Annotated in this window: 20 protein-coding genes; 6 read left to right on the top strand and 14 right to left on the bottom strand. The window is 42.6% G+C overall.

The genetic code is table 11. The annotated features are described in order from the left end of the window. Nucleotides 1-74: 74 nt before the first annotated feature. Together MKX68_RS18955 and MKX68_RS18950 are read right to left on the bottom strand one after the other, a co-directional pair. Nucleotides 75-1,025, bottom strand: coding sequence for a hypothetical protein (locus tag MKX68_RS18955; RefSeq protein WP_340913652.1), 951 nt, complete (start codon nt 1,023-1,025; stop codon nt 75-77). 126 nt (nt 1,026-1,151) lie between these two features. After that, the gene (locus MKX68_RS18950) at nt 1,152-4,028 is read right to left on the bottom strand and encodes a P-loop NTPase fold protein (protein ID WP_340913649.1); all 2,877 of its coding nucleotides are present in this window, start codon (nt 4,026-4,028) and stop codon (nt 1,152-1,154) included. A 297-nt stretch (nt 4,029-4,325) separates the two neighbouring features. On the opposite strand from MKX68_RS18950, the gene MKX68_RS18945 reads away from it, so the two are divergent. Both MKX68_RS18945 and MKX68_RS18940 read left to right on the top strand, forming a co-directional pair. Continuing rightward, nucleotides 4,326-4,937 (top strand): TetR/AcrR family transcriptional regulator, encoded by a 612-nt coding sequence (locus MKX68_RS18945; protein ID WP_340913647.1) that lies wholly within the window; start codon nt 4,326-4,328, stop codon nt 4,935-4,937. A 197-nt stretch (nt 4,938-5,134) separates the two neighbouring features. Then, the gene (locus MKX68_RS18940) at nt 5,135-6,457 is read left to right on the top strand and encodes an amidohydrolase family protein (RefSeq protein WP_340913645.1); all 1,323 of its coding nucleotides are present in this window, start codon (nt 5,135-5,137) and stop codon (nt 6,455-6,457) included. 26 nt (nt 6,458-6,483) lie between these two features. Here the strand turns inward: MKX68_RS18940 and MKX68_RS18935 are convergent, their stop codons facing one another. Continuing rightward, nucleotides 6,484-6,741 (bottom strand): type II toxin-antitoxin system HicB family antitoxin, encoded by a 258-nt coding sequence (locus tag MKX68_RS18935; RefSeq protein WP_076319932.1) that lies wholly within the window; start codon nt 6,739-6,741, stop codon nt 6,484-6,486. 121 nt (nt 6,742-6,862) lie between these two features. Then, the gene (locus MKX68_RS18930) at nt 6,863-7,456 is read right to left on the bottom strand and encodes a YdeI/OmpD-associated family protein (RefSeq protein WP_338588229.1); all 594 of its coding nucleotides are present in this window, start codon (nt 7,454-7,456) and stop codon (nt 6,863-6,865) included. A gap of 261 nt (nt 7,457-7,717) precedes the next feature. On the opposite strand from MKX68_RS18930, the gene MKX68_RS18925 reads away from it, so the two are divergent. Both MKX68_RS18925 and yidD read left to right on the top strand, forming a co-directional pair. Next, nucleotides 7,718-7,939 (top strand): hypothetical protein, encoded by a 222-nt coding sequence (locus MKX68_RS18925; protein WP_100529170.1) that lies wholly within the window; start codon nt 7,718-7,720, stop codon nt 7,937-7,939. 16 nt (nt 7,940-7,955) lie between these two features. Further along, nucleotides 7,956-8,462, top strand: coding sequence for a membrane protein insertion efficiency factor YidD (gene yidD / locus MKX68_RS18920; protein WP_340913642.1), 507 nt, complete (start codon nt 7,956-7,958; stop codon nt 8,460-8,462). A gap of 42 nt (nt 8,463-8,504) precedes the next feature. On the opposite strand, the gene MKX68_RS18915 is transcribed toward yidD, so the two are convergent. The 3 genes from MKX68_RS18915 to MKX68_RS18905 all read right to left on the bottom strand — a co-directional run bounded on the left by MKX68_RS18915 (nt 8,505) and on the right by MKX68_RS18905 (nt 13,779). Next, entirely contained in the window at nt 8,505-9,008 is a 504-nt protein-coding gene (locus tag MKX68_RS18915) for an EVE domain-containing protein (protein WP_340913640.1), read from the bottom strand. A gap of 67 nt (nt 9,009-9,075) precedes the next feature. After that, a complete protein-coding gene (locus MKX68_RS18910) occupies nt 9,076-10,023 on the bottom strand; it encodes a helix-turn-helix transcriptional regulator (RefSeq protein WP_340913638.1) in 948 nt (315 codons plus the stop codon). 216 nt (nt 10,024-10,239) lie between these two features. After that, nucleotides 10,240-13,779 carry an S-layer homology domain-containing protein gene (locus tag MKX68_RS18905; RefSeq protein WP_340913636.1) on the bottom strand — a complete coding sequence of 1,180 codons (3,540 nt, stop codon included), beginning with the start codon at nt 13,777-13,779 and terminating at the stop codon, nt 10,240-10,242. A 608-nt stretch (nt 13,780-14,387) separates the two neighbouring features. Here MKX68_RS18905 and MKX68_RS18900 point away from each other — a divergent pair. After that, on the top strand, nt 14,388-15,347 hold the full coding sequence (locus tag MKX68_RS18900; protein ID WP_340913634.1) for a hypothetical protein: 960 nt from the start codon (nt 14,388-14,390) through the stop codon (nt 15,345-15,347). Nucleotides 15,348-15,818: 471 nt separating this feature from the next. Here the strand turns inward: MKX68_RS18900 and MKX68_RS18895 are convergent, their stop codons facing one another. Beyond that, nucleotides 15,819-16,280, bottom strand: coding sequence for a MarR family winged helix-turn-helix transcriptional regulator (locus tag MKX68_RS18895; RefSeq protein ID WP_076252854.1), 462 nt, complete (start codon nt 16,278-16,280; stop codon nt 15,819-15,821). Nucleotides 16,281-16,429: 149 nt separating this feature from the next. On the opposite strand from MKX68_RS18895, the gene MKX68_RS18890 reads away from it, so the two are divergent. Then, nucleotides 16,430-17,308, top strand: a complete 879-nt coding sequence (locus MKX68_RS18890; protein ID WP_340913630.1) for an SDR family NAD(P)-dependent oxidoreductase — start codon at nt 16,430-16,432, stop codon at nt 17,306-17,308. A gap of 59 nt (nt 17,309-17,367) precedes the next feature. On the opposite strand, the gene pstB is transcribed toward MKX68_RS18890, so the two are convergent. The 6 genes from pstB to MKX68_RS18860 form a co-directional block, all read right to left on the bottom strand. Beyond that, a complete protein-coding gene (pstB, locus tag MKX68_RS18885) occupies nt 17,368-18,123 on the bottom strand; it encodes a phosphate ABC transporter ATP-binding protein PstB (RefSeq protein ID WP_340913628.1) in 756 nt (251 codons plus the stop codon). A 96-nt stretch (nt 18,124-18,219) separates the two neighbouring features. Beyond that, nucleotides 18,220-19,131, bottom strand: a complete 912-nt coding sequence (gene pstA, locus MKX68_RS18880) for a phosphate ABC transporter permease PstA (protein WP_340913626.1) — start codon at nt 19,129-19,131, stop codon at nt 18,220-18,222. After that, nucleotides 19,128-20,096 (bottom strand): phosphate ABC transporter permease subunit PstC, encoded by a 969-nt coding sequence (pstC, locus tag MKX68_RS18875; RefSeq protein WP_340913623.1) that lies wholly within the window; start codon nt 20,094-20,096, stop codon nt 19,128-19,130. Before pstC ends, pstA begins: the two co-directional genes overlap by 4 nt. Before the next feature lie 105 nt (nt 20,097-20,201). Further along, entirely contained in the window at nt 20,202-21,065 is an 864-nt protein-coding gene (locus MKX68_RS18870; protein ID WP_017686974.1) for a phosphate ABC transporter substrate-binding protein, read from the bottom strand. 72 nt (nt 21,066-21,137) lie between these two features. After that, nucleotides 21,138-22,532 (bottom strand): stalk domain-containing protein, encoded by a 1,395-nt coding sequence (locus tag MKX68_RS18865; RefSeq protein WP_340913621.1) that lies wholly within the window; start codon nt 22,530-22,532, stop codon nt 21,138-21,140. A 299-nt stretch (nt 22,533-22,831) separates the two neighbouring features. Continuing rightward, nucleotides 22,832-24,007 (bottom strand): response regulator, encoded by a 1,176-nt coding sequence (locus MKX68_RS18860; protein WP_340913619.1) that lies wholly within the window; start codon nt 24,005-24,007, stop codon nt 22,832-22,834. Nucleotides 24,008-24,013 lie beyond the last annotated feature (6 nt).

Genomic DNA, 24,013 nt, shown 5'->3' with positions numbered 1-24,013 from the left:
GTTTAAAGAGGTTAACACAACGAAGAAAAAAGTGTGGTACGCAACAACGTAACAATATTAAACAAGTTTGATATTCACTTCACATTAAATATTTTATTCTTTTTAATAATTGAATTTATTATAGAAATTTCTCCTGGGTTATAATTCTGCATACTCAAATGTTCTGTGTCTTTAATTAGAGTTTCTCTTCCTAAACTTGAGTAATAATTGTTAGAACTTATATATTCAATATTATCTTTAGGTACTAAAAGCTTACCTACGTCAAATATATTTGTTGAATTTGAAATTAAATAGCTCTTCTCTAAATCTATATGTAATATTTGCTTATTGGAAAAAATCATTCCACTTTTCAGTTTAATGTCAAAAGATATCTTTGAGTGACCAAGATACTTAAATAAATTTTTTATCCTTAGAAGCAATAGAAAGTATACCACTGTGAGAACTAATAAGAAGAAAATTGTAGAGAGATCAAACTTTTTAATTGACAAAATTATTTCAGTAGATTCAACATAATCTAAACCAAGTTCAGTACCTTGGGTAATTAAAGTCCTATTAATTAACCAACCATAAAATATGGAATAGTGAACCATATAAATAATGATTAAAGACATAAATGCTGGTATTACTATTTTCCTTCTGGATGCCGTATTTTTTCTGTGAGTCCAGTTACTTATAATACTTTGAACTCTTTGAAAAGAGAACAGTTGTACAATAGAAAACAATAAGAACAAATAACTGAGTGTTGAAGGGACTTTTCTAAATATATACATGATCTCGTTGTTTATCCAATTAAGAAAGACAGAAGTAAGAAGAACAGAGTAGCCTCCACAAATTATAACTAATAAAAATGATAGATATAAGAATCTTAGTAACTTCATCCCACTACTCATATACTGTAGTTCCTCAAGCGAAACAAAAAAACGCAATGGATTTTTTTTGAGCTTAGAATATGTAGCAACTAAAGAGAGAATAACTGTGCCCACAAATCCCGATAAAGCAATAGCAGGATTATATAATGCCTCCATATATGATTTAGCACCTCGTTCTTTTTTTAGAATTAATATGATACCATTTCCGTTCTGTTTTGAAGTGAATAGGAATTTGTGACTATTCACTTCACTTTCAAATGCTCCGATTTGATAATCTGACTTTTATAATTGGTCTAGTAATTTAAAGAGATCTTGAATATGTGCAGTAAAAGTTGTTTCATATGAACCCATCGAAAACGTGTCTTTCCAAGGCATATCTCTCTTTTTAATATTATCTTTATTAGCTATCCAGTAATTTTTAAGCTCTTCTTTATTCAAGACTTTTGTAAATTGATCTATTGAAGGAATTTCACTAGACACGTAACTGGACTTAGGATCATAGTTTATAAAAAGGAAAAATAAAAAGTAATCATACCCTTTGGAATCTAAACTAGAATTAAAACAAATATCAAATAGATACTTATTAACTGCAGTGTGAATCGAGCCTTGATCTTCATACCCTGATTCATCATAGAAACCACAGCCAAGTCCATCTGATTGGTCCTTACAACCTAATTGATAAAGAATATAATGAAGAAGTCTCGGTTTCATTCCCATAACTTTTTTATTAAGTTCTTCTTCTTTAATTTTTGATTTAATATATTCGTACTCTTCTCCACATAAATCGCTACCTGAGAGATTAATTACATCTTCGAAGATATTCCTCGATTCATTGATATATTGCTTCTTAAACATATTAAACACTACTTGCGAAATTTCTCTCATTTCTCCAATAGTTACATCCTTTACATCACCTTCAACAGGATTATTGTTCTTCCCATGTGTAGATAACGACCTTAAGAGAGTGTAAAAATCACCTCTTCTTCCAAAATTACAATTAGAACGAAATTGTAATAAATCGTGCAGCCCCAAAACTCCTTTTTCTGACTTAAACAGTGTATCCAATATACCTATTTCAGAAAAATCTTTCTCACCAAAAATCCACTCAGCAATTCTCTTTACATCACTCTTAGTTTCTCTGTTTAGATTCGCTTTCTCTTCTAGCCAACCAACATCATTTAATAGTTTTGCTATAAAAAAAGGATACATAAAATTTCTGAGTCCATCGCTCGTAGAATCAATTTCTAAAATAGAATGTTTTGGTAGTATCTCTAATAAATATAATATAATCTCCTTAACTTTTTCAGGAGAAAAAGTGACATACGGCTCATTAACAATGATACTCCATAATTGTTTATTATTGAATTCAGGATTAACAAATAGTTGTTTTTCTAATACCTCTGATATTTTTACTTTCTCTTTGAATATTTGATTTTTCAAAGTTACATAAAATTTATAATGATCATTTTCAGACGTAATAGTTGATTTTACAATAAGATCTAGATATCTATTTAGATTCCTACGATGCTTATTAAAACAAGCATACGAAGAATGAGCTTCATTTGAGAGACTAGGAAATTTATTTTTTTGCAGTCTCTCTTTAGTATCAAACACTTTATTAAGTATAAATTTTTGATTTGAATTTAGAGTCTGTACATAATCTGTGTATCTTGTTGAATTTTTGTAATCAGAGCTTGGCGATTTCCCTTCGTCCATAGGGTAGTAATCATCGTATTTTGTGACGACTGAGAAATACCCAAAATTCCTACCATTTTCCGAGTCATATATCTTCCTAAAAATATTTGGATAATTAACATATATTATTATCAAGTGAATTAAATCATACTTATTAAAGTCCATTACAGTATAATCAACTTTATCTAATTCTAGTAACAATATGGTGTTAACTAATCTTTTAATTTTTCTTGCATTCCCCACGAAAGAAACATATTGATCGTACTCTTTGGAATTAAATATATCTTTCAGCCCTTCAGATGCCACCGACACTAAATCGGCGTTTCCTAATTTAATTCTTGAAGCAGCTTTGTTCTTATAATCAGTGAAGTAATTTAAAAGCAATGAAGGATCTAGAAATAAACTATACTTTATGTTTATAAATTTTTCTAAAAACTCTATAGTTTTCTCCGCATCTAATTTTTGATTTTCATTAATAGAAATATTCTCAGTATCGTAGCATAGTATGTAGGTCATATTGGGAAGGACGAATGATTTTTTTATTACATATAAAACTTCCTTAACACTAGAAAAATTAAGTCTGTCCAGATCATCTACTATAATGATAATTTTACGATCCATTCCTTTCAAAAAATCCTCTAACTTTTCTAAGGTCTTATCTATTGATAAGTTGTCAGAAGGAATACCGAATCTTACTCCAAAAATTGAAAAGGTCGTTTTCGAATCGTTCAGAATTTTTAGATATCTAGCAAATAATGTTTCGAGTTCTGGAGCAAAGAAGTTTCCTCTTATCACCTTTATAAGCCCATCTACAAACTTATTTAGAATATTATCATTACTCTCAAATTTCATAACATCAAATTTATATATTATGATTTTTTCTTTATGATCCTTCTCCCAATTTTCCACACACAGATTAATGAAAGTTGACTTCCCAGTCCCCCATGGTGCATCTACTCCAAAGACGAGACTTTCATATGATCCGTAATTAAAAACCCTATCAGAAAATTTCCTTGCTAAATCTGCAAATTCAAATGCATCTTCTTTTTGTGTTATAACTTCCAAATCACTCATAAAACCAGATTTATTCTCAGCTTTCTTTATACGTTTAGTTTGAATTTTTTTCACATTGTTTGCTACAAAAAAAACTATGGGCAGAATTAGTAATAAAAACATATGAAACCATTCTAGTTTTACAAGCTTATTATTTAAAAATAAAATCCCAATTCCATTTATTGATATTAATACAAATATTCCTGTAAAAAGAATGATTAATAAATCTAAACGTTTACTATCAATTACAAACTTAAGTTTTCTAAGAATATTTTTATTTTTTATAACAAAAAAAACTACAACCAAATAACATAAAAGAATTACAAAAAAGTAGGTCAATTTACCATTTTGCAATGAAATGTTATAAAAAGATTTGAATAATACGCTTACAATCAAACTTGTTTCTGACATGAGAACCCCTAAAATGAAGACTTTAATTAATGTGTAATAATTAGATTTCAATACAATCACTCACTTCATCACGGATTCTATTTCCTCTTTTAATATATAATAAATCATACCCCTTGATTACACTAATTCACTCAAAAATTGTTAATTAAACAACAAGCTTAGTATATCATAGTAAACATGTCTACTGTAGGTGAAATAAGCCATATAAATCACTTTTGTTTTACTCATTTGACATTCCTCTCAAAAAGGTCTACCCTAATAACGAATCATTCATTCACTATTAAGGAGACGTTTCCGATGGTGCAAGCCAAGAAAGAAGAAGTCAGGAAAGAGATTGAATACGCGGCGCTCAAAGTCTTTTTTGAAAAAGGCTATGTGGATGCCAAGATGAGCGATATCGCGAATGAAATCAATATTTCCGTGGGCAATATCTATACTTATTTTAAGAACAAGAAAGAACTATTTTACGCCGTCGTGCCGCCGGATCTCGTGGATTATCTAAAAAATGTGCTGGTGGAGACGATTCACTTTGATAATCAGACCTTGTTCGAGGAAACGGATAGCGAGCGAAAGTCGGCGCTGTTGCAGGAACAGGTAGATGTGCTACGTAAATACCGGAATCAGATTGTCATCATCTTCGAAAAGAATAAAGGCACCATCTACACCAACGCCAAGAATGAGCTTGTCGAGTTGATGATCGAAACCAAGAAGGCCTATCTCAAGAATCAATATAAACGATATGAGATTGGCACCGAGGAGAACTTGATCTTGTTGAACATTCTCGCGCACAATGTGATCGACATGAACCTGGATCTATTGAAGCGGGATATGAGTGAGGACAGCCGGAAGCAAATATTCGAAGCGTTGTATGTATACAGACTGTATGGTATGAAGAGTCTCAACGAATAACGCTCCATCTCATCACTCATGCCAGGTAGACAAAGCGTGCAGATCAGATCAACTTCACTTGGTTTGCACGCAAAAAAACTTCATCATAGATCTGGCTATTTTTTTAACCTAAAAATGAATTAATTATTCATTATTAAAACAGTTATCTTCTTTACCTTAACTACTCGCTTCACCTATATCCAAAGGAGGAACACAACATGAACACCGCTTACGCATTGAAAAACGTCCATCTGATCCACGGCGACTCAAGCCGCAATCTGCAAAATAACATGACCATTCTCGTCAATGAACAAGGACTTATTCAGGATATCGGACGAGATCATGATCTGAATATCCCAAGTCACTACACAACAATCGACCTCTCAGGTAAATACGTAATGCCTGGACTGATCAATGCCCACGTGCACCTCTTTGCAGATGGAAAACCGTTCGGTCTCTCGGTCAGTGAAGGCCTGTTGCAGTTTGCCTATGATCGGATATTGAACACCAAGTTTGGCAGAAACGTTTTGAAAAAAGAAATGAAACGCAATGCACTGACCGCACTCCATGCGGGTGTAACAACGATGCGCAGTGTGGGGGAGTTCTTTTACACGGACGTCCAGCTGCGGGATGAGATTAATAACGGCGACTTTGTCGGACCTAATCTGCTCGTCTCTGGGTTTTTCCTAAGTGTGACGGGCGGACATGGTGCTCCATTCCTGGCTCTTGTGGGCGACTCTCCGTGGGAAGCCAGAAAGAATGTGCGTATCAATGTGAAACACGGTGTCGATCTGATCAAAATCTGTGTGACGGGTGGCGTGACAGATGCGAAGATGGTGGGCGAAGCTGGCCGTTTGCAGATGACGGTGGAGGAAGTTGCGGCGATCTGCGATGAAGCCCACAAGATCGGTTTGCGGGTGGCAGCTCATGTGGAAAGCACGGAAGGCGTAAGGGTTGCGTTACAAGGTGGCGTCGATACCATTGAGCACGGTTCGGAGATGGATGACGAAATCATTCGTTTGTACAAAAATAATCCCAATGCCCTGAATGGCTATACCGCACTCATCCCCACCCTGCAAGCCGCTTATCCATCCGCCTCACTGGATACCAGCGTAACGAAGGTAAGTACAACGGTAAAAGAGAACTCCAGACTCGTCTACGATTCCATGCTTAAGGGCGTCAAGCAAGCGATCGAAAACGACATCACCATAGGAATAGGCACGGATGCCGCCATGCCTTACGTGACTCACTATGATATGTGGAGAGAGATGGACCATTACATGAGACAGACCAACCTGAACAACAAACAGGTCATCGACATGGTGACCCGAACCAATGCGAAAATCCTGGGAGTTGACGATGTTACAGGGACGGTGGATATCGGGAAACATGCCGATCTGATTATCATGGAGCAAAATCCGCTGGAACATATCGAGGCCTTGTCAGACATCTCTATGGTCATGGTCAAAGGAAATCTAATTCAAACACCATCTGTCACAAGAATCAAAGAAGTCGACGATGTTCTAAACTCAGTTTGGTGAATTCAGATATGTAAACATAGAGTTCATCAATAATATGTAATACTTGCTTCAATTAAATACGCTTTATCTTTAGGATTCAATAATTGAGGCATTATTCTTTGAGAAGGCGGAATATCTTCAACAGGTTCTCCATCCAAAAATAATTCTAGTGCTTCTTTCGCCATCACTAATGCTTCATTAATTGATTCGCCACAGGTGATACATCCGGGCAGATCAGGAAATGTAACATTAATTCCATCTTCAGCAAAATTAAAAATTGCGTAGTATTGGTAAGTTCGAATCATATGGGACACTCTCCTGTTATCTATACTTTTAGCAAAAACAGCAAAAAGCCTTTCGGATTATATCTGAAAGGCTCTCAACTCGCTTTTACTCTTAATTTCCCTCAAATATATTGTTATAAGATTAATCATTCAATCCTTTGCCCTCCAGGATCGGCTGCATGTACTTCTCGATTCGTGACACTTTTGTTTTGGATTGCTTCGGTTGTGAGAAATAATAGAGATATGCCCGCTGCCGTCCGGGTGTCAGTGCTTCAAATGCATCTCGGAAAGCAGGATTCTCATCGAATTGCTGTTGAAGTTCCTCAGGAACGCTATATTCGGCAGTTTTTTTCATTTCCACTTGCAGTCCGGCTTGTTCCACTTCAATCGCTTGCTGGATATAGGCTTTGATCATAGCCTCCTGCTCCACAATCTGCTCCAGACTGGTGAAGCGAAGCTGGCGTTCTGCCTGTACATTCTCCGTTTGCTGGACCAAAATGCCGTGTGTATCCTTCAGTAGAGCACCTTTGAAGAACAGAATGGCCACGTATTCTTTGAATCCATGGATTAAAACGATGTTTTTCCCATCCAGCATGTAACAAGGATGCATCCACTTCATATCCTCTGTCAGTTCAAAATCCCGAATAATCTCTCTCAGCTTTGCGGACTCTTCCTTCCACGTTTTGAGTTTCTTCAAATAGCCGTCAACTTTACGATTCCCACTTGTATCCGTCATGGAGAAATTCCTCTCTTTATCTCATGTTCTTATAGGTTCAATTGTACTGGTTTTCAGTGGATTGTACAGCGTTGCTTACAGAGCTTTTATTGACTTTTCCACTTAAATTTAAACCTTAATAGCAACAAAGACCATCCTGTTAGATGGCCTATCATTTAATTTAATATCATCTAATAAGTTTCAATCGACAGTTCACCATACCCATAGTAAAATAATGGAATGTCTATTGCCATAATTCCAACATACGAAAGGATGATTTAAATGAGAGAGTACACAGTCGTTCCAGGTCCGAAAAATGTTCAAGTAAACCGAGGTGATACTCAGGCTGCTGTTAATTTATTTGCGGATATCATCAATCACAAAGCACAATCCGGATGGATCTATCAATCCATGGAGTCGCTAGCCGTCACCGAGAAGCCCGGTTGTCTCCAGCAACCTGTTACAACGCATCATTATATGCTGATTTTCTACAGAGAGATTTAATAATAGTACAACAATCATGAGAAACTCAGAATCTGAGGAACTGATATATAATAACATGCCATCCGAAGAAGAACTTATTAGACTCTTACATACACATCATGAAGAAAACGATCCTCGAAGCAGTTTCTATATAAGAACTCATGTTATTCCAGAAATTGATTGGTTGAAGTCTTTGCTTAACGTTACACTTGCATTATTCGCAGGTCTAATCATCTCTATGATCTGTTTCTATCTCTTGAATCCATTCATTCCAGTATATGCTTTGCTAAGTGCCCAGATTGTTTTCATAGCAAGTATGTTCTTCATCGTTCTACGACGTGTTAGAGCAATCCTGATATGGAGTATTAGAATTTATCAACGTTTTGCCCCCATTGAAGTGAGGAATAAATGTCGTTTTGAACCAAGCTGTTCTGTGTATATGATTCAAGCTATTGAGAAATACGGGGCAATTAAAGGTCTTTCCTTGGGCATCCAGCGTCTTCGCAAATGTAATATCAACGGTGGAGGATATGATTATCCATAAAGCAAAAAGGTCCATAGACAATCTATGGACCTTTTGGTTTGGTTAACATTTCTGGCTTAAGCTAATATTTAGTAGTGACTGTGTCTCATCTTCCAACATGGAGGAAGCTATCATCATAAAGTCTTCAGCCCCAATTTCAAAGTGACCTTTACGAAATGGAAACCCCCAATTGCGATTCCCGCGTGTAAAACTAAGTTGGTCTAACAACGTTGCGATCTTTACTTCTCGACACGGAAGATAACGGAGATCTCGGCGAAAGGGTATAAAGGATTCCGACATCTGATATTGGTATATCCTGTCGTCCGTAATTTGACCAATAGCGGTAAAAGCCTGAAGTGGCTGCCCTGTTGATATGTCTGTGCGTGGAGAATAGTATATCAGCCAATCACCCGCGGACATCTGTCGCAACAGTGCGGACTTGCCATGGCACAACTGCGCAAACCCTCCCTCTACGGCTACATTCACATGAGAAGCAGATACAACACCAATCCAATATCTGCTGTCTGCCGTTTCCAATGATTTCAATACTTCCGTTGTACTTCTCATCCTTCAACCCACTCCTCTTGATCTGTGATATATCAAAGTATAAAAAAACACTACTGACAGGTGTATGTCAGTAGTGTTTTAAGATGTTTTTGGCTAATTCCTGCATTCGGAAGCGTAAAGACTCCGGTTCCAAGACCTCGATATCTCCACCCCAGCCAAGTAAATAATGCAATATTTCCTCCGGGTAGCGGACACGAAAATGAAAAATCACATCTTCCTCTTGCTCCTCAAATGCATCCATATAAAAATGAAGTGCCTCCATAACTTTGTCAGCAATTTCGGGTTTTGCCCTGATTAATATGTGTTCGTTACGGTCGTCAGGAGGTCGATAACTGTTTAGATCAAAATCCGGTGGCAAAAGGAATTGATCCTCCAGCACGGAAAGTTCAGTCATGCGTGACAAACGAAAATGACGAATGTCTTGCCTTAGATCACAACGTGCAATTAACACCCAATTTTCCTGAACCAGTGAGAGTCCATAGGGTGAAACCTCACGCATGTTATACCGATTGCCATCCGTTCCTGGAATTTTTTTCAGGTACATAAAGCTGATTTTACGTTGATCCAGAATGGCATTACGTATCTGGTTAAGGTATGTTTTCACCCGCGCTCGGGTTAAAGGTTCAACCGTATGAAGCAGTCGCATCGTTTCCCGAACACGCGTGGATTCGTTTCGAACGGATTCTGGTAAAATCGCTTCAATTTTCCGTTGAGCCGACTTAGCCTCCATCGCGTATTCTGTATCCAATCTCTGTTCGATAAAATCAGCTCCCATAAGCAGGGATACCGCTTCTTCTGCGGTGAAGCTTACCGGGGGCAGAAAATATCCTTCCATCAGGGAATACCCATGACCCGGAGCTCCCATAATCGGAACACCAGCCTCACTTAATGCCTGAATATCTCGATATATCGTACGTACACTTGTCTCCAATTGAGCAGCTAAATCTTCTGCTCGTAGCATCTTTCTTCGCTGCAATTCAAGCGTAATCGCAAGCTGCCGCTCCGTTTTGTTCATGTTCTAGCCCCCACCGTTTCATCATCCAAACCTAACTCATTCTATCACAGTAACTTGCCCTTTCGTCTCGTGAATTACAGCAATGGACCTTCTTACATGCCACCCCCGAAGAGATGAGCAACTCTTAATCTCAAAAAAACTGATACCCCAAAAGGATATCAGTTTTTTATCTACATTATATCTGCTGTAAATACGGTTAATTCTCTTTGTTACTTCTTACACGTACATGGCGAGCAACAACTTATAGATCATCGTCGCAGCTTCCGCTCGGGTCGTTTCACTTCCTGCACGAACCGTATGGTCCATATATCCGCTCACAATCTTGGCTTGCACCGCTGCATCCAGTGCTTCTTGTGCCCAAGATGGCGTCTGCGATGCATCGGTGAAACTTGGTTTAACGGATGTATTACCAGACATTCCGGCTTGTGCATCTGAACTTGCTTTCAGCGCATTCGCCATCATGACTGCCATCTCGGCACGCGTAATCGTCCGATCGGGCTTAAATGTATTATCACCGTAGCCGTTCACGATTCCGGCTTGCACGGCTGCGGCAATATCACCTTTCGCCCAGTCTGGCAGACTACCTTGATCTGCAAATGTCAGATCCGACTCCACGGACTTCAATGCCAGCGCCTTACTGAGCAACGTAACAAACTCTGCCCGTGTGATCTTCTTCGATGGTTGGAACGTACCATCTGTGTAACCTTGAATCACGTCCATGCCCAACAAACGATCTGCGTAGTTAGAAGCCCAGTGTCCATTCAGGTCAGACAGATTCACCGGTGTGTAACTGGACACAACAAATGTACCCAGATGATTAACATTAGCCGTTATGCTTCCTGCTGCATTCGTCTTGCCACCGATAAATACCCAGCTCTGACGAGCTTCATTATAATAGTAGATTGCAGGTTGGGTGCCATTCGGCAGATCTGCCGAATCCACATTCAGGCTCAATGCCGCCTGATCATTCAACGTTCTTCCGCCACTGCGGCTGATCTGTACAGCTTGTCCAAGTACATTCAGGGAAGCTATATTCTGCAACTTGTCCTTGGCAACCACAGATACTTGCAGCGTATCCTTGGAACCAATGGCTCCCGATGGAACATTGAATTGCACGATGTCTTTCAAACCCGTTTGGACCGGCTGATTCGCATCCACCTCTACCTTCACTTCAGTGGATGAATCTGCCCCCGTTTCCGGGTTGGTTGGTGTGGTTGGAACAGTAGGCGTTGTTGGCACACTTGGTGTACTTCCTCCAGAATTCCCACCGGAGTTGCCTCCATTACCTCCACCTGAACCCCCGCTACCATTGCCTGTGCGGGCTTGTACAGTGACGGTACGGATAACTTCCTGTGCTTCGTTACCAGCGATATCCTTCACGTTATACCGAAGGGTGTAGATCCCTGCTGCTTGTGTGTTCACCGTGCCATCCACCTGCACGGAACCACGGATGCCGATATTATCAAAAGCCTGTGCGCCAGGCTCGTTGTACGTATCTCCCACATTCAGCGTCATCTGGCTGCTACCTTGCAGGGTGATGACTGGAATCTCACGGTCTATTTTAATGACCAGAGGTAAAGTATACGTTTGTTCCAGATCATCGGTTGCTCGGAATAAAAGGTTGTGCTCTCCCGGCTCCGTTACCTCCAAAGGTGTATTCTCTGTGTATGGTTCGTACGTCTGCCCTCCATCACGGGACAACTCGATGATCGCGGAAGTAGCAGGCGCGTATACTGCGCTGGTTACACTAACGGTTACGGACTGGTTCGTCCATGTATCCGTGTGATACGGCTGGCCGTCAGCGGTAGTCATGTTGCTTTTTAACACCAGCGCCTGATTATTCTTGCCTTCCACAATGACAGTGAACGTTTTGGGTTGTGACTCCGTGCCACGTTGCACAGTTGCCATCAGTTCAAGTCGCTCATTATTGTCCGGTTGCGTTAGCAGCTTGCCCTCGTTATTCATTAGTTCCGGCTTGGAGCTGTACCAGCTAATCGTTGCCCCATGTTTCCCTTCGACAGGAAGGGTGAGATCGGAATGGACCGCGTTCAGATCGCCCAGATCAATTGCTTGAAGCGTATCGGTTACAGCCTGTGCGTCACTGTAAGGTGTGGCACTCATGAAGATTGGGTTGGAGTAGAACCACAGATCGCGATAGTTGCTATCGTTAATTTGATTAAAACGGGTCGTTGCATCCGCTGTCGTATTTTTCGGATCAAGCTGTGGTTCACCATTTACAGTCTCACCTGTCACGTTCATGCCCAGATTCGTACCGCGCAGGCGGAAATACTTGTCCTGATCTGTAGCTTTGATTTTGTACGTGATGACATTATAGCCTTCGGCATCTGTCGTCCAATCGTTGGATGTAAAGGTAGCCAGTACTTTGGTAGAGTCGTTGGTATCTTTGGTATATGCGGCTGTGCCCTTCTGTGCCTTGGCTGTCACATCCCCAGCGATGAGATCGACGTGATCCACCACGGGTACTTGTCCAGCAGACGTGCCGCTGTTGATTGGATTTTCATAGTTGTTGCTCGTCGTTGGACTCTTGAAGCGGATCTTCAGCTCAACTTCATCGCCTTGAGTCACATTAAGGTCTCCGCCCATCTCAACCTGAGCACCCGCTCCGGAAGCCGTGAAATCCAGTGCGTTGATCAGGTCACCAAATACGGAAAATGATTTCCCCGAACGCAGTCCATCCAGAACAGCCTGCACCCCTTTACCCTCAACCCAGGAATAGGTCTTGGCATATTCGCCCGGAAAATAACCACTGGAATTCGTGCCAATTGTCTTAAAGTGGTAATCCGAATTGCCATAGTTCCAGAAGTGACGTCCTTCTCCAAGCAATGCATCCCATAGTCCGCCAACCTTGGCAACCATATAGTCTACACCGCCGTATGTACGGTATTTGTATCCATCATCAGCGGTCGGATTAGCTACATTGTAGCTTGTGTTGTACCCTCCACGATCCGGTTCCATCTGGTTACCCAGCATGCCCTCGATACCAAATACCACTTGTGGAGCCAGATCGTTGAAATCACGGAAGTCCGCGATGGTATATTTGTTTTTGCCGCGTGAAGGATGGTTGATCATCGCATAACTTGTCATTGGATAGTTCGTAGCGAGCCAATTGATGGCGGTTAAGGCATCCTGATGGGTCGTGTAGGCACGCCCTCCGTTCTGATCCCATTTGGCTACGTCAGCCGCATTAAACAGGTTCGCTGCACGATTCGTGAAACGGTATTCGAATTCCTTGGCAGCGTTCAGCGCTTCGGTTGAGTTCGGCTCATCTGTAAGAATCCCCACCCCAACGTGTTCATGTGTTGGCATGTCCCATTCGAAACCGGAGAAGATCGTTTTACCTGCATATTTGCCTGCATCCTGAAGTGCCTTGATCTGTGGTACCTGATATTCATTCATCCCTTGGGACATGGGTATTGGTCCACCCGAAATGTCGTTCCCGTTGTGATCTCGCTTGGATAACCGCAAATGATCCGTAAGCGCGATCCAATCCAGCCCATATTTGGTTAAACCCGCGTCGAGCACGTTCTCCAGTGAAACCTGTGCATCATCGGACTCAAACGTATGTACATGCAAATCTCCCGTTTGCCAAGAACCTGTTACCGAGCTGTTGGTTGGTGTGTTATCTCCCGCATCTGCATACGTTATCGCAGCAGGGAAAGCTCCCATGACCATCCCTGTAGCCAAAGGTATAAGTGTAAGCATAGCGAGCATTTTCTTGCCTTTATTATTGAACAAAATCATCCCACCACCCGTTCTGAGTTGTTGTGTCGGAAGTAAATATAAGAGGCTTTTGGGGGCAGGGTCAACGGCCTGGAAGCATGTGTTTAAAATTTTACATATACCTGCATTCTTTCATATTCCGTTAAAGGTTTTTCTAACTTATCTTAACGAAGTTATACTCTATACTGCTCCATATTGAGGGAGTGAATCTAGGGATAACGCTGCAAATAGGAGGTGATGCAAAATTCAGAGATTGTTCACGATTCAGGAAAGTTCCACCACTGCTGTGGATCATTAGGAGGAGAACTGGCGTAGGCGGAATGATGAAGTGTAGAAGATAGTGGGTTTTGTAAAAAAATCAGGATTGCGTATACGCTGAGTATAGAAACAGTAGCCACGAATCATAGGCATAATATGCCCTGAAGCCGCAGGTACTTTGGGTTGAGCGGGATTTTGTATCAGCTTTTACATCTTTACTTTTGTGAAATGGGGGCGAGTTGTTTGTGAAGTCCGACCTATCTCCACTTTATATTTAAACTGGAAAAATACGATACATAAACCGATAATGTTGAAGATGGCAAAATAACGCAAAGATCATTATTCATTGAAGGAGTTGCACACTTTTGAAAAGATTCTATCTAGGTTTTGGATTAACGATCATCGTTATCATTGTACTATTATCAAGCTCTACTCCAACAGAAGCAGCATCGAAGAAAGTAAACTTAAAATTGTCAGATGGAGGGACGTACTATGGTGAAGTATTAAACGGGAAACCTCATGGTAAAGGAACCGCGAGATGGGGAGAAACCGAAGTTTACTCTGGGGATTGGGTGAGTGGTAAGCGGCAAGGAAAAGGCAAGTATACATATACATTAGTTGAAGGTGGAGGTGTCCCCTTTGAGGATTACAATGAATCTAATATGGGCCATGGAACAGGTGAATTCACTACAAAAACCTACACCGGATCATGGATTAATGATACATATCATGGTAAAGGAAAAGAAATTACGCAATGGTTAGAAGTACAGTATCTTACTTCTGATGGCAAGGTTTACCCTGTACATGACCGTTACAACAACACCATTAACGATGGAACATTCAATCAGGGCAAGATGTCTCAGGGATATTACGCAATCCACTCTTCAGATACTGTCTCACTAGGATATACCGATCATACGACTACGATTGCTCTCAAAAATGATTATTTCAACGAAAAGTTAACTGGGGATAAGGACTTTTTTGACACGATTATCAATTATAAAAAGAAACACGGTTCTTCTGAAAAATATATTGGGATTAAACCATCCGAATTCTCCAAAGGTACATTAACTAGTGGCAAATTCACGGGGGTTACACATCTAATCGATTATAGTAATTCAGTTAGTTATTCTAAACAAGTCATAATGAACGATAACGTATTAAAAGAGAATCACATAACATCTGCCGTCTTTGATGAGATTCGCAAGAAAACCATTAATGAATTCCTGCAAGCTATTAAGCCCTATTCAGTCAAAATCAATACCATCTCTGACGAGATTATGTCATTAAAAGACATTAACTATGAGGGAATGATCCCTAGGTAGTGGAGGTCACAAAATGAGAAAAAAGCGTTGGATTGTGAGCATAGTCATTTTGATTATCATACTTTTCGTGAGCGAGTTCGTGATGTTGTACTCAGGGAAGGTTGGAATTCTCAACACAACGCAGAGAGTTATTTCAGGTGCACCTCATGTTATCATTCAAGGGCAGACACTGTCTTACCAAGGTAAGATTCATTGGGATGATATCCAAAGTAGTATCGAAGCATATTCCGTAAGCGATGAAGGAACGGTCTTGTATAAAGCACTAGGCACACCTGTCCCACCACCTTGGATATATGTGAGAAAAGGAGAGAATAAGGGTTTCCGATATAAAATCCCGCAGCTTCCCTGGAAACTATAAATGATCTGGGAACTTCACGAGCGGACATCACCAGATGTCCGCTTTTGCTATAAATTTGTAGTCTACCTCACTCAATGGTGACATCTCCTATGGTTCAGGTATTATTGTTCCTCTCACTTTTCTTCCAATCCGTTAAACTGCCTGAGCATGGCGGTGAAACGCTCCAGTTCCTTATCATCCCATCTGGATATACGGTCATAAAAAGCTGATTCCTTCTCCTTGAGCGCACCAACCGTCGATTGTTGACCAAGTTCCGTAAGAGACAGTAACACCCCGCGCCGATCCTTGGGGTCTTGCTCTTTGCTAACATATCCCGACTTTTCGAGTTGTTTGATTAATCGGCTGACCGAGCTGCGGTCCATTGCATTCGCTTCTGCCAAAGCCGCGGCGCTTGTTGGGCCATAGGAGTAGAGCCAACGTACCAGTTGAAAAGCGGCAGGTTGCAGATTCGCATCAAAACGCTCGGCAGATCGAACGTTAAGCGCATGCGAAGCACTGATCAGTGCATGAATCTGCTCACCCAGCGCTAGCTCCAGGGTTGCTCTATCTTTGGTTTTGACTGGATTTTCACTCATTATTGTTAACTCCCTCTCCCAGATACATGAAAGTAGACTTCTCGAAATATAGTTGACAAATATCAATTAATATTTATAGTTGATTTATGTCCATTATATAATTCCGAATCTATTCGTGTCAAAAATTCGTGTCAAAAGGAGATCTTCTCATGAAAACTAAACATCCCATTATTGTAATTACCGGAGCAACAAGCGGTTTAGGGCAGCTTGCAGCCATGGAACTCGCCAAACGCGGGGCACATCTTATACTCACAGCCCGAAGCAAGGAACGTGCCGAGGCTACCAGGTACAAAATCAAGGAAATCATGCCTTCTGCCAAAATTGAATTTTTCTATGGAGACTTGTCCTTACTGAGTGATGTAAAACGTGTTGGGCTTGAGATTGCAGCCGCTTATCCACGTATAGACGTACTTCTGAACAATGCCGGACTTCATGCTTTTGAACAGAGAGTCACGTCCGAAGGATTTGCCGAGATGATTGCCGTGAATTATTTGGCACCTTGGCTGTTAACGCACACATTGCAATCTTCCCTATTTCAGGCGGGCCATGCCCTTGTCGTCAATGTTGCATCTGAAGCTTCGCGGAATCATGGCACACTGGTATTGCCAGATGACTTAACGGATATCACTCCTTTTACTGCACGCGGTTCCTCTCCAATCTATGGCAAAACCAAACTGCTCAATATTATGTTTACTGGTGAACTAGCCAGACAATGGCGTGGAACCGGAATTCGCGTAAATGCCTTGAATCCTGGCTTTAATGTTACGGGTCTTGGACGAGAGCTATGGTTTGCGAGTGTGCTTGAACGCATTTTAAACTTTTTGCACATTGGCGACCCGCGCCGGGGTGCGGATATCATAACTCGGTTAGCTGTGGAACCGAAGTATGGCGAGGTTTCGGGAGGATATTTCAATGTGGGAAATGGAGCATCTATAACTCCTATACATCCTGGCGAAGATGCGGCGATGCAAAACAGACTGTGGGTGGTTACGACACAATTGATGGAACAACGGGGGCTGCTAAAGTAATTAAAAACAGCAAAAAGTCTTTCAGATCAGATCTGAAAGACTTTCACATTCCACAACATTCAACCAAATCGACCACTAATATAATCCTGCGTACGCACATCGACTGGCTCGGCGAACATGCTCTGGGTAGCGGAATACTCCACGACTTCGCCGTTCAGGAAGAACACCGTCTGATGGGATACGCGAGCGGCTTGCTGCATGTTATGCGTGACCATCACGATGGTATAACGCTCCTTCAATTCATGCGTCAGCTCCTCAATCTTGAAGGTAGACACAGGATCAAGCGAAGCGGTTGCCTCATCCATCAGCAGAATATCCGGCTCCACTGCCAGCGCACGTGCGATGCAGAGACGTTGTTGTTGTCCACCGGACAGACTTAGTGCGGAGCGCTTTAGGTTGTCTTTTACCTCATCCCACAGGACAGCAGATCGCAGACTCTGCTCTACAATCTCATCCAGCTTTTTCTTGCCATGAATACCATGCTGTTTGGGGCCGAAAGCCACATTGTCATAGATGGATTTAGGAAAAGGATTCGGTTGCTGAAAGACCATGCCGATCTTCTTGCGAAGGGTCTCCACATGAACTTCCCCATTGTAGATGTCGGTCCCCCCTACAGCCACTGTACCTTCAATCCGTGTGCCGGGTATCCGGTCATTCATACGGTTGAGCGTACGCAGCAGGGTTGATTTGCCACACCCAGATGGTCCGATAAAAGCAGTAATTGCCCGCTCGGGAATTTCAATGGAAACATCCTTCAGCGCTTGAAACTGACCATAATACAAATTCAATTTGTTGATCTCAATAATAGGTTGCACAAGGCGCCCTCCCGGGTTGATATGGAATGATATACAGATTCAACTTACACAGTTAGCGTTGTTCCAGGCGATACCGATTGGCGGTATCCTCTTTCATCAGGCTTGATTTTTGCGTGCTTTCAACCACAGGGGTACACGGAACAGCACATTAATGAGCAACGCCACAAAGATCAGCACCGCTGTGGTTTTCTGCGCAATTTCCTCGGCATCCGGCACAATGGCTTCCGATTGAATGTACCAGAGATGTACGGCAAGGGTCCCTCCCGGCGATAACAAATTAAAGTCCCACATCTCCCCGGAGGTAGACACTCCAGCGGTTAGAATAATGACGGCACTCTCACCAAATGCCCGACCTGCCGTCAGGCAAATACCCGTCATGATCCCGTTGATAGCCACCGGCAACAACACTTGACGGATCGTCTGAAGATGCGTTGAGCCCAGCGCAAAAGATCCATTGCGAAGCTCCACCGGAACTGCCCTGACGGATTCCTCCGTTACCCTGGTAAGCACAGGCAGGTTCAAGAAAGCAAGACTCACGGCTGCGCCCAGAATGGTAAGACCAATTTCGAAAAATTCTACAAACAGGGCAATACCGAACAATCCGAAGATGATGGATGGCACAGAGGACAATCCCTCCACGCAAATACGAACGGTCTCGATTAACTTATTGTTTGGTGCAAACTCTGCCAGATATATGCCTGCCGCCATACCAATCGGGATGGAGATGAGCAGGGACAGAATCAACACATAGAACGAGTTGAACAGCGCCGGGCCGATCCCTCCCCCTTCTTCAATCTCACTAGGAACACCGTAGAGGAAATCCCAGCTTAGCAGAGGCAATCCTTTGTTCAGCAGCAAAAATAACAGTCCAACAATAAACAAAATGACGACAATACCAACGCCCCATACCATGCCGGTAAAGAGCCGATCCATCACCATCGATGAACTTCTCCGTTTGCCAAAAGAATAAGATGGGACGGCAGCGTTCGCCTGCTTCTTCACACTCATACGTTTCGGTCCCCTCTCTTCTGAAGCAATCTTACGATAACGATCATCAGGATCGAGATCGCGAGCAGGATAAAGCCCATCATGTACAGACCATGATTCCAGGTAGAGTCGAATTCAACGCTAGAGATTTGCATGACGATATTACTGGTCAGTACAGCTGTTGGCGTGAACAGACTGTTGGCAAGCTGCGCTGTATTACCAATAACCATCACCACCGCCATCGTCTCACCAATCGTACGAGTCATCCCGAGAATGACCGCGTACATGATTCCACCTTTTGCAGCAGGTAAGACAACACGAGTTACGGTCTGGAATCGGTTCGTACCGAGTGCATAGGCTGCATCACGGTATTTGTTGGGTACGGCAGATATGGCATCGTCACTAATCCGGCTAATCGTGGGAAGTACCATAATGGTCAGCACAATAGATGCAGCGAGTAATCCGTCAGCCAGATCACGTCCACTAATATCCCTTAGCCATGGAATGAGGATCGTTAGTCCCAGGAAACCGTACACCACAGAAGGAATACCCACCAGCAGATCCAATACAGGTCGTAGAATATGGCGAAGCCATTTGGGTGTCATTTCGGCCAGAAATACAGCAATGATGACAGAGAGTGGAATGGCAAACAACATGGTAAGACCTGTAAGAGCAAATGTTCCGAGGATAAAGGTCAGTGCACCATAATGTTCATTTTCCGGGTCCCAGTTGGTGGAGAAAAAGAATTCACGCAGCGACACATCTGCAAAAGTAAGAACGCCCGTACGAAGCATGAGAATTAAGATACATAAGAGAACCAAACATACAAAGATCGTACTGCCGATGCAAACCATGCGAAACAGGTTATTGGACCACCTTAGACGCGCTTTACGGTTAAACCGCGTACCCGATTCAGCAGCCTTACCAAGGCTCGTGCCAAGCTCACTCGGAGCGGGGCTGTTCGGGGATGGATTCAAATCGATCATGAAGTGCTCTTCCTTTCACATAGAGAAGCCAGCTTGCGACCGTGCGCAGAAGCTGGCTATCCCTTTTCTTATGAAATGTGAGAATGACGAACGTTTGAAGCTCCGTTATTTTACAGCCGCAAGCGGAATGAATTTCAGCTTTTTCAGGGAACCGTTCTGGAACTTGCTGCTTTGGATGTACTCAATGAACGCTTTGGTGGCACCGGTAGGTTGACCTTTGGTCATGTAATATCCGATACCCCATACTTTGTAGGTTTTGTTCAGAACGTTTTTCTCAGTTGGTGCCACACCATTGATGGATACAGCCTTCATTTTGCTAGTTACATAAGGAAGGTCAATATAACCGATCGCATTGGGTGTGGTTTCAATGGTTGTTTTCATATCACCGCTGGAACCAACTTCTTTATAATTGTCACCTTTGCTCATGAAATCTTTACCGTCGAGCGCTTTTTGCTGGAAGTTGACCCGTGTGCCGGAACCGAACTTACGGTTAACAACAACGATGTTGGCGTTCGCACCACCAACGTCTTTCCAGTTGGTCACTTTGCCGGAGAAGATGTCCTGCAATTGTTTCGTGGTCAGACTGCTTACCCCCACATTGGTGTTAACAACAGCCGTGAATACTGTTACCGCTACCGGATTGGCTACCATGCCATCAAATTTCTTGAAGCCAGGTACATCCTTGGATGCGTCCCAGTCCACAGCACCAATGTCAGCAATCCCTTTACGTACGGATTGAGGACCTGTAATGGAACCTGCGGCAGAAGCCGAGATTTTGACTTTTGGATTATCTTTCTTGAATTCACTTGCAGCTTGAAGAGTCAGTGGGAGCAATGCCGAGGAACCGTTGATGACAATTTTACCTTTCTCTGTGCTCTTGGCAGCGGATGCCGTCGTTGCGCCTCCAAGTCCACCAATTAGGGATACTGCCATAAGCATTGCCGTGAAGGGTTTGATCCATTTTTTCATTTTTATAAACTCCTCTCGAATTATAAAATAGTTAATTGCGATTATGTGCTTATCACTCTTGGATCAAAAAAATCACTTCGTAACGGCTCTCCAGCTGCCACCCGCTTGTACCAGAACTCGGCCGTTCTCAATTACAGCCAATTGTGATCCGGCAACGGTAATGGAGGATACATCGGAAGATACGGTATACAGTTTGGTTTGTTTTCCTGTTACCGTGTCGATGGAAATTATGACGCTGTTGCTGTCATCCTGCGCAGCCAGTACGTACAACACGCCACCCGACAGAATCACTTGCTCTACATCCAGATCGCCGTACACCGTTGTCGCCTTCTGGGATGAATCCACAGATTGCAGCGAAGCATTACCGTCTTCAGACGGTACACTTACGTAGTAGGCTTTCTGGCCGTCAACGGACCATACAAACACTTTGTCATCCGTTGAAGTTGTTAACTGCGTCGCTTCCGTTTTTGTTATACCGTTGTTATACAAAAATATTTGCTGTTGATTGGCTGAAAAGTCGATAGACACGTTGTCTTCATCTACATTGGTTGCATCAGAGGTAACCTTACCCAGTGTCGTTACCGTGTAGATGAATCTTTTGCCGTCCGCAGACACATTCAGGTTTTCTTTGTAATCCACTTTGTCTTCAACCAGTTTCTTAATTGCGCCATCAGCCAGATTAAGACTTGCAATCACCGACCCTTTATCTCCTTGCAGGAAATAAATGGCGCTTCCATCCGCAGACCATACCAATTCCGGTTTAATACTTGTGTCACTTGTGATTAATCTTGAAGCCTTTGTCTTCAGATCAATAACGTAGACGGAACCTTCCGCATTGGTATACGCCGCTTGATCACCACTCGGGGAAACAACCAGATCCGATCCGCCATCTGTCGTTAACAACAGCTCGTATTTACCACTCGTTGTATTCACGAGATAATCGGTTCGGCCATTATCATCACTCTTGGAAACGATCAGCTTATCCGCTCCGGCAAAACGGGGATTATCCGCACCTTCGAGCAATGCTACCGTGCTAACTTCCAGCGCTCCGCTTCTCTTGACGATTGTACCGCCAACGCTGGATACCAATGGTCGGAGCGCAACGTAGCTTGTACCTCCAATGATCGTAACTGGTTGATTCAAATTCACTTTGTTGCCATCCACCAGAAGTTGTTTCGCATTGTTCTGGAGTGTCACCGTGTGACCATTTAGCTTGATTACGGTCGTTCCACGTTGTACTTCCGCTTGTGCGCCAATAGCCTTGATCACATCACGGAGCGACACAAGGGTCTCGCCATTCTTCACGATGGAACGAACGATAACGCTGTTTCCGTTTATTGTAAGCGTGGAGTTTTGCACCTGAGCTGTACTAGCCGCAGGTTTCACTGCAGGAGCAGCTGATACTGCACTAACCACAGAAGTTGTTAACGCTGTGGCTACCATGGACACTACTAACACCTTTTTCATTGACATTGGCTTTGGTCACCCTTCTTTTCTCCATATAATTTGCCTTGTATGCCGTGCCCTGTTGTCTGGTATGCTGCATGTATCATCAATATGAGAGCTTGTCCGCCTCATCCCCCTTAGCTTCCACGTTCATAGTAAAAATGACCTATCACGTTTGTAATTATAGGAGCGAATTGTAAACGGAAAATCTTGGAATTGTTAACGAATTGTCAATGTTTTTATATAAAAAAACGTGTCGCTGGAAGGCATTCTCCAGGACACGTTTTATTGGAATTTCAGATACGCACATATGCATTGAATCATTCAGTTACTTCTTCAGCGTTCAGACTAATCTGTTCATACAAACGTGTGGTCACAACAGAAGGTCGAATATGAAGTTCACTTAATCGTGCCTCTAGATCGCGATAGATGCGCAAGACATGATCATGGTTTCCCATGGACAAATAGGCTTGCATGGCACAACGATATGCTTCTTCTTCATAAGGGGAATGCCACATTGCACGTTCCGCTGCCTCTGCTGCCTTCTTGCCGTTATGCAGCTCCAGATACTTCTCGGAAAGCTTCAACATCAGCTCCAGCGCACCTCGCTCCATCTTCTGGCTCAGTTCAGACATCCAGAAATAATCCTCCTGCGGAAGCAGTTCATCCTGATACATATGCAAAGTCTGCTCCATTTGAGCCAGTGGAACATCCTCCCCGCGCTGCATTCGAAGCACAAGTTCCAGCACATCATATACGTCAGCCCGGATTCGCTTTTTGTCCAGCATGTAATGTTCATTCTTGTAGCTGACCATCTGCTCCATACCCATTTTATTCAGGTTTTTTCTTAGCAGACTGACACATGTATGCATATAGATTTTGGCTTTTTCGTAACGCTCATCAGGCCACAGATGGTCAATAATGCGATCCCGGTGAACAACACCGGTGGCCGGGTCATGCAACAGCAAATATGCAAACAGTTCCTTCTCCTTCGCTGTACGCCACATGACGATTTCACCGTTCGTAGGCGTGACACGAAACTTTCCAAGCATTTGTACAAATAATTGATTCGGCTCATCACTGTTCATCAGAGATTGCCGGTCCGGATGGTCGGCAGATGACTTGACCGCGTTCCCCTTATCCTTCAGTAATCTGTCAATGGTTCTGGACAATCGGCCCATCTCAATTGGTTTGAGCAGATAATCCAGAGCCTCATGTTCAAAAGCAGAGACAGCATAATGATCATAAGCCGTTGTAAATACAATCACCGCATCCGGTTCGACCTCATGGATGTTCGCTGCAAGCTCCAATCCGCTCATGCCCGGCATCTCAATATCGAGGAACCAGATATCCGGTCGTGTATGCTGAAGTGCCTCCAGTGCCTCGAATCCATTCACCGAACGACCTGCAATGTGGACCTCTCCCGTTCGAGTCAGAAACATCTCCAGCATATTCAGAGCATGAGGCTCATCGTCCACCAAATAGGCCTGCAACACGGTCTC

This window comes from Paenibacillus sp. FSL M8-0212, from assembly GCF_038004645.1.
Lineage (GTDB): Bacteria > Bacillota > Bacilli > Paenibacillales > Paenibacillaceae > Paenibacillus.
This window is presented reverse-complemented; position numbering and strand designations above follow the sequence as displayed.